This window comes from Oscillibacter sp. KLE 1728 (assembly GCF_934833455.1).
GTDB classification, from domain to species: Bacteria; Bacillota; Clostridia; order Oscillospirales; family Oscillospiraceae; genus Oscillibacter; species Oscillibacter welbionis.
Genome location: NZ_CAKVVF010000095.1, coordinates 1 through 7559, shown reverse-complemented (window position 1 = coordinate 7559; position 7559 = coordinate 1). Strand labels below are relative to the sequence as shown.

General features: G+C 66.1%; 7 protein-coding genes. All 7 read right to left on the bottom strand.

Features of this window, described 5'->3' with window-relative positions; translation table 11 throughout:
- Positions 1-955: V-type ATP synthase subunit B (locus tag QVE23_RS09660; RefSeq protein WP_287968068.1), on the bottom strand; the 955-nt coding region annotated here is incomplete at its 3' end.
- Positions 952-2724: a V-type ATP synthase subunit A gene (locus QVE23_RS09655; RefSeq protein WP_021751474.1), complete on the bottom strand. Its 1773-nt coding sequence runs from the start codon at positions 2722-2724 to the stop codon at positions 952-954. The genes QVE23_RS09655 and QVE23_RS09660, both read right to left, overlap by 4 nt.
- Positions 2725-3204: 480 nt before the next feature.
- Entirely contained in the window at positions 3205-3525 is a 321-nt protein-coding gene (locus QVE23_RS09650; protein ID WP_021751476.1) for a V-type ATP synthase subunit F, read from the bottom strand.
- 12 nt (positions 3526-3537) lie between these two features.
- Entirely contained in the window at positions 3538-4542 is a 1005-nt protein-coding gene (locus QVE23_RS09645) for a V-type ATPase subunit (RefSeq protein ID WP_119310926.1), read from the bottom strand.
- 16 nt (positions 4543-4558) lie between these two features.
- Complete coding sequence (locus QVE23_RS09640; RefSeq protein WP_273482104.1) at positions 4559-5245, bottom strand: V-type ATP synthase subunit E; 687 nt, start codon at positions 5243-5245, stop codon at positions 4559-4561.
- Between the two features lie 22 nt (positions 5246-5267).
- Entirely contained in the window at positions 5268-5756 is a 489-nt protein-coding gene (locus QVE23_RS09635) for a V-type ATP synthase subunit K (RefSeq protein WP_021751479.1), read from the bottom strand.
- Positions 5757-5770: 14 nt separating this feature from the next.
- Positions 5771-7559, bottom strand: a 1789-nt coding sequence (locus QVE23_RS09630) for a V-type ATP synthase subunit I (RefSeq protein ID WP_287968066.1), incomplete at its 5' end; no start/stop codon positions are given.

Here is a 7559-nt window from a genome sequence, read left to right as displayed (position 1 = left end):
GGTCGGGGATGGGGTGGGTCTTGTCGTCCTCAGGCATGGTCAGAATGGGGATCAGCGTGATGGAGCCCTTCTTCCCCAGCTGGCGGCCGGCCCGCTCGTAGATGGTGGCCAGGTTCGTGTACAGATACCCGGGGAAGCCGCGGCGGCCGGGGACCTCCTTCTTGGCGGCGGAGACCTCCCGCAATGCTTCGGCGTAGTTGGTGATGTCAGTCATGATGACCAGCACGTGCATATCCTTCTCAAAGGCCAGATACTCCGCGGCGGTCAGGGCCATCCGGGGGGTGGCGATGCGCTCCACCGCCGGGTCGTTGGCGAGATTGGAGAACATGACCGTCCGGTCGATGGCGCCGGTGCGCTTGAACTCGCTGACGAAGAACTCCGACTCCTCAAAGGTGATGCCGATGGCGGCGAACACCACGGCAAACTTGGAGGTGTCGTCTCCGATCACCTTGGCCTGCCGGGCGATCTGGGCCGCCAGATTGGCGTGGGGCAGACCGGAGCCGGAGAAGATGGGCAGCTTCTGCCCGCGGACCAGGGTGTTCAGCCCGTCGATGGTGCTGACGCCGGTCTGGATGAACTCGTTGGGGTAGTCCCGGGCCGCCGGGTTCATGGGCAGGCCGTTGATGTCCCGGTACTCCTCCGCCAGGATCTCCGGCCCGCCGTCGATGGGCCGGCCCATGCCGTTGAACACCCGTCCCAGCATATCGGCGGACACGCCCAGCTGCAGCGGATGGCCCAGGAAGCGGACCTTGGCGTCCGCCAGATTGATGCCGGCGGCGGACTCGAACAGCTGCACCACCGCGGTGTCGCCGTTGACCTCCAGCACCTGGCCCCGGCGGACGGAGCCGTCGTGGAGCTCCACCTCCACCAGCTCGTCATAGGTGACGCCGTCCACCATGCGGACGATCATCAGAGGACTAGCGATCTCCTCTACCGTTCTGTATTCCCGGATCATGCGTCCTCTCCTCCTTCCTCCGCAATGGCGGTGATCTCCTGCTCCATCTCCGCGGAGATCTGCTGGTAGACCTGCTGGTACTCCTCAGCCGGCACGCTCTTGGCCCGGCCGATCTTCTCACGGGACGGAACGGCGAAGAGCTTCGCCACCGGCGCGCCCTTGGAGATGGCCTCCCGGCACAGCCGGTCGTACCGCAGGACCATGGCCAGCAGCTTTTCCTGCCGGTCGTAGCTGGAGAAGCTGTCCACATCCGCAAAGGCGTTCTGCTGCAGGAAGTCCTCCCGCACCATCCGCGCCACCTCCAGCGTCAGCTGGTCCGCCGGGGACAGGGCGTCCTTGCCCACCAGCTGGACGATCTCGTTCAGGCTGGCCTCACTCTGGAGGATGCTCATGGCGCTGGCCCGGTCCTCCAGGAACTCCGGTCCCAGGTTCTCGTCGAACCAGGGCTTCAGGGAGTCCAGATACAGGGAGTAGGAGTTCAGCCAGTTGATGGCCGGGAAATGGCGCTTGTAGGCCAGGGACGAATCCAGGGCCCAGAAGACCTTGACAATCCGCATGGTGGCCTGCGCCACGGGCTCGGACAGGTCGCCGCCCGGCGGCGACACGGCGCCCACGGCGGTGAGGCTGCCCCGGCGGTCATCGGAGCCGATGCAGGCCACGCTGCCGGCCCGCTCGTAGAACTGGGCCAGGCGGGAGGCAAGGTACGCGGGGTACCCCTCCTCGCCGGGCATCTCCTCCAGCCGGCCGGACATCTCGCGCAGGGCCTCCGCCCAGCGGGAGGTGGAGTCAGCGATGACCGCCACGTCGTAGCCCATGTCCCGGAAGTACTCCGCGATGGTGATGCCCGTGTAGACCGACGCCTCACGGGCGGCCACGGGCATGTCGGAGGTGTTGGCGATCAGCACCGTCCGCTTCATCAGGGACTCCCCGGTGCGGGGGTCCTTCAGCTCCGGGAACTCCCGGAGCACGTCGGTCATCTCGTTGCCCCGCTCGCCGCAGCCGATGTAGACCACGATGTCCACATCCGCCCACTTGGCCAGCTGGTGCTGCACCACAGTCTTGCCGGAGCCGAAGGGCCCGGGCACGGCGGCGGTGCCGCCCTTGGCAATGGGGAACAGGGTGTCAATGACCCGCTGGCCGGAGCACAGCGGCCGCTTGGGGGGATATTTGTGCTTGTAGGGCCGCCCGATCCGGACCGGCCACTTCTGCACCATGGTCAGGGGCACGTCCTCCCCCTTGTCAGTGCGCAGGGTGGCCACGGTCTCCTCCACGGTGAAGGAGCCGCTCCTGATGTCCGTAATGGTGCCGCTCATGTTGGGAGGCACCATGATCTTGTGGAGCACCACCGGCGTCTCCGGCACGGTGCCAATCACGTCGCCGCCCTCCACCTTTGTGCCGGGGGTGACCACGGCGGTGAAGTCCCACTTCTTCTCCCGGTCCAGGGCGGGGACCTCCACGCCCCGGGTGATGTTGGCACCCACCTTCTCCACGATCTTCTCCAGTGGCCGCTGGATACCGTCATAGATGCCTTCGATCATGCCGGGGCCCAGCTCCACGCTCATGGGAGCGCCGGTGGTGACCACCTCCGCCCCCGGTCCCAGGCCGGAGGTCTCCTCGTACACCTGGATGGAGGCGGAGTCCCCCTTCATCGTCAAAATCTCGCCGATCAGCCGCTGGGGGCCGACGCGGACCACGTCGGACATATTGGCGTCCGCCAGGCCCGTGGCCACCACCAGCGGTCCGGATACCTTCACAATCTTACCGCTCAAACTCGCTCAACCTTCTTTCACACCAGTTTCGCCGGAAGGACCTCCGGCGCGAACCGCCGGAGCCAAGAAATAGTGCCCGGAAAAACCCGCGGTTTTTCCAGTTCTCCCACCGTAAGGCGAAAGAAAAATATTCATCATGTCCGCCGCAGCGTGTATGCGGTGAACAATCCCCGACTCAGCCACCTGGGGCGGCGTCCACCAGTCCGCGCCCAAGCCGCTGGAAGCGGCGCGGAAATCCCCTTGGGTGCAGACCGGCGCGGGAATTCAGCGCAGGCGGGTTCGCCCGCCGGCACATCTCAGGGAAAACAGCCGAAACGCCGCCAGAGGCGGAAAAGCGGGGCTGTTTCGAGGAAGGCCCCCGGTCGGCAGGTGCGGCAACACCTGCTGACCGGCTTGGCCCGACGGTGTGCACACGAGGCGCGATTGCGGCCCAAACAGGGTCGAAAATCGCAATGCCACCGCGGCGTCAGCCTGTTCTCCTCAGAGGATATCCGCGCCCACCGCTCTCTGAATGGACTGCTGGATGTTGTTCATACCGATGCCGAGAGAGCCCTCCCGGCCGGGGATCAGGATGATGGCGGGCCGCAGCTCGTCCTTATACCGGTCCAGCACGTCCGGCAGGTCCTTTGCCAGCTGCTCCGTCAGATAGATGATGCCGCAGTCGCCGCTCTTTGCCAGCTCCCGGATGGTCTCCCGGGCCTCCTCGGGGGCGGTGACGGGATACGTCTCCAGTCCCAGGGCCCGAAAGCCCATGACGGACTCCCAGCTGCCGATCACGGCGATCCGATACGTTGTGGCCATGGCGCCGCCTCCTTACACATAGCTTGCCCGCAGGCGGGTGCGGATCACCGCCGGGTCGATGCCGGCGGCGCGGCCCATCAGCAGGATCCGCAGGTTCGTGTACTCCGTCTCCCGTGCGGCCAGATAGCTTACCAGAGGGGCCTCGCCGAAAGGCACGGACTGAGCGCCCGCCAGATAGTCCCCCACCGCGTCGTCACAGAGCTTTTCAAACGCCGTCAGGGGGCCGCCCTTCAGGGCCTCTGCCCCTGCCTCCGCGGCGTCGCGGAAGCGGGTGGCGCCGTAGAGCTCCCGCAGGCCCGCGGCCCCGCTGGAGGCGGCCTTTGCCACCGCATCCGGAGCGAGGTCTCCCCCCTCCAGCAGCGCGCCCAGGAGGAAGTCCGCCCCCTTTCCCATGCGCAGCGTCCGCACCGCCGTCCGCAGGTTCACTGCGTCAACCTGCACCGCCACATAGCCCCGGAGGAACGCGCTGCCGGTCTCCTCTGCCAGGGCCGCCATATCCCGGTAGCACCACCGGTCCAGCACGATGTCGCTGAGCTGGGGATCTCGGGTGGTGTCCAGCACCTCCCGGGCCTCCACCACGGCCGCGGCCAGCGTCTCCGGCAAGCCATCCAGCTCCCGGGATCGGACCGCCTCTGCCAGTTCGGCGGTGCTTACCCGGCCCATGTCCATCAGCATACGGTCCGGGGCGGTGCCCACAGCCTCCGCCTTCAGCAGGGCCTTCACATTATGATAGTCGTATTTCACTTTGAAGAGATCGATATACCGGGCGTCCGGCGTTCCCTCCGCCAAGTCGGCCAAGGTGGCCTCCCGCACGGCGGACAATGCCGCGTCCATGGCCTCCGGCCGCCGGGGATCCAGCTGGGGATACCCCCACTCCTGCAAGAGCTTCCCCGCGTCCTCGCCGCTTTTGGCATCCAGGATCTGCTCCATCCGCTCCGCCGTCAGAAGCCCTGTCTCCAGGGCCTTCACCCGGGCGGAGATCACCAGGTAATCGGTGTCCTTGATGGTCTTTGCCAAACCGACGCCTCCTTCCTCACGCCTCCGGGAACAGCAGCTTCGCCACCTCGCCGGCGGTCTGCTCCCGCTCCGCGCGCACCAGGGCGTCAAAGGTGCAGTTGACCTCGATGCGCCCATCCTTCAGGATGAAGCCGCCCGAGATGTCGCGGGTCTCCTCCGACACGGCCAGCATGGCCGTGCCCTGCGCGAAGGCGCTGACGCCGGCGGCCACCTTGTTCAGAAGATTGGCTACCACGCCGTCCCCGAGGGGCAGCTCCGGCGCGGCCTCCTTGGCCAGCAGCTCGTTGGCCCGGGCCACAGCCGCCTTGCCGGCGCCCTCCCGATCCTCCGGGGAGAAGACAACCTCCTCCCGTCCGGTGGAGGACGCCCGCACCAGCAGCGCCGCCAGCAGCTCCACATACTGTTCCTGCGGCAGGGAACGGAGCTTTTCCAGCGCCCGCTGGTAAGCCCGTTCCACCATCTCCTGCTTGGCGGTCAGAAGCGTCTTCCGGGCCTCCATCTGGGCGGCGCTGACAAGGCGCTCCTCCCGCTCCGCCGCGGCCCTCTCGCTCTTTGCCAGCAGGTCCCGGTCCTCGGCCTCCGCCTGGGTGCGGAACTTGTCGGCCGCGGCCTCCGCCTGGGCGGCGGCGTCCGCCAGGATGCGGTCGATCTCCGCCTGGGTGTCCGCGCCGATCCGCTGTGTGATCTTGTCGATACCGTTCATACTCTGTCCCCTTTCTCCAGGGTCAGCCGCTGATGTTGATAATCATGAGCATGGAGGCCAGCAGGGACAGGATCGCGTAGAACTCCACCGTGATGCACAGCACCATGCCCTTGGACCAGTCGTCGGGCTTCTTGGCCAGCAGGTTGATGGACCCGGCGGCCACGCGGCCCTGGGCGATGGCAGAGAACAGGCCGCCCAACGCCATGGGCAGGCAGGCCACGAAATACCGCAGCCCCTCCTGCACGGTCATATCAAAGGCGGTGCCGTCCAGCAGCCCCATGCGGAACACCGCGAAGAACCACACCACCAGGCCGTACAGACCCTGGGTGCCGGGGATCACCTGGAGGATCATCACCTTGCCGAACTTGCTGGGATCCTGGCACAGAAGCCCCGTGCCCGCCTCGCCTGCGATGCCGGTGCCTTTGGCCGACCCGATGCCCGAGAGGACCGCTGCCAGACCAGCGCCCAGCAGACCCAATGCCAAACCGCCGAATGCCTCAAAGAACTCCATATCTCGATTCCTCCTCAGTCTTTTTGAATATCCACGTATTTTGTATCCACCGCCAGGGGGCGGAAGGGCTTTCCGCCGTCCTGATAGAAGTTTTTAAAGAACTCCAGGCACTGGAGCCGCAGGTCATGGACGTAGCAGCCCAGCAGATTCAGCGCGAAGTTCAGGGCGTTTCCCGCCATGGAGACGATGAAGAACACCACCACGTTGCCGGGGATGGCGCCCAAGGTGTTGAACACCTGAGCGATGACGCTGCCGGACAGCATCAGGGCCATCAGCCGGGAGTAGGACAGGATGTCCCCGAAATAGCCGGTCACGTGGTTGTACAGGGAGCCGAAGATCCCGGTGATCTTCCCGAATCCCTTTCCGTTGATGACAGGCCCGGCCACCACCAGCACGATGCCCGCATACAGCACCAGGTTCGTCACCCCCAGCACTGCCAGCGCGATTCCGGCGAAGACCACCCACCAGGTGATCTCCTCCCAGAACGCGTCCAGGAACTGTCCGCGCTTCAGCTTCCCTACCACGCTGATCACCATGCCGGTGAGGATCTGGACAAAGCCCAGGCACATGGCGCCCACCAGAATCATCAGCGTGTCGTCCAGCGGCGTGAACAGGGCTGGCAGGGCGAACGTGCTCTCCGGGTGGATCAGCTGGGCCAGCTGGGTGAGGAAATCGCCGAAGAAACCGCCTGTCAGGGCGCCCATCACAAAGGTGCTGATGCCGCACAGGCCCAGCAGGCCGAAGAAGTGCTGCATCGTTCCCTTCGGGCGGTATGTCCGCAGGACAAAGACGGAGGCCAGCATCATCAGCAGTCCGTATCCCATATCCGCCATCATCACACCGTAGAAGAGGATGAAAAACGGCGCCATGAGGGGGTTGGGGTCCACATTGTCATAGGCAGGCAGGGAGTACATCTCCGTCACCATGTTCAGCGGCCGGGTCAGACAGTTGTTCTTCAGCTTCACCGGCACCTCCGGATACTCCTCCGGCGCGGGATCCGCCGCCTCCCAGGCACAGCCCAGGCGCTCCAGCAGGGCGCTCACGTCCGCCATACGCTCCGCCGGGGCCCATCCCTCGAAGAAGACAATGGTCCCGTCGGTAAGCAGCCGCTCCGCCGCGCTCTCCCGAGCGGTCTCCGCTGTCAGCCGGTCCGCGTAGGTCCGCAGGGTGTCCCGCTCCCGGGCGCTCTCCGCAATGGCCGCCTCGGCCTCCTCCCGCCTGCGCTGGAGCTCCTCCAGCTGCCGGTCGGTCTGCTTCAGATCCGCTGCCGCCGTGCCGGTGACCCCCGGAAAAGCAGCCGCGCTGAAGCCGTGGGCCCGCAGGACCTCCATTACCGGCTCCTCCGCCGCCCGGTGGCAGAGGAGCAGCAGGTATCGCTGCTGCTTGTCGGCGCTGATCTCCAGCAACTCCGCAGGCAGCGCCTCCAACTCCAGCCGCAGGGCGCCCACGTCCGTTCCCGCGGGGCAGGTCCCCAGGCGGGAGAGCACGTGCTCCGTTCCCTCCGCCTCCAGCGGCAGGTCCAGATCCTGCCAGGGCAGCAGCCCTGCCCGGCGAGCCTGAAGGCGGGACATCTCGGTCTGGATCCCGGAAAGGGTCCGCAGCCGCTCCCCCACGTCCTGGGTGACGGTTTTGGCCTGCGCCGCCAGTTCGTCAAAATCATCCAGCGTGCCGTAGGCCGGGTCGATGGCGGTGTAGTTCGCGACGTCGTAGCCGTTATCAATCTGCGGTGAAACATAGAATGGCGTCAGCCAGATAGCATCCACCCCCAGTTTTTGCAGGTAATCAAGACGCTGCGTAACGCCG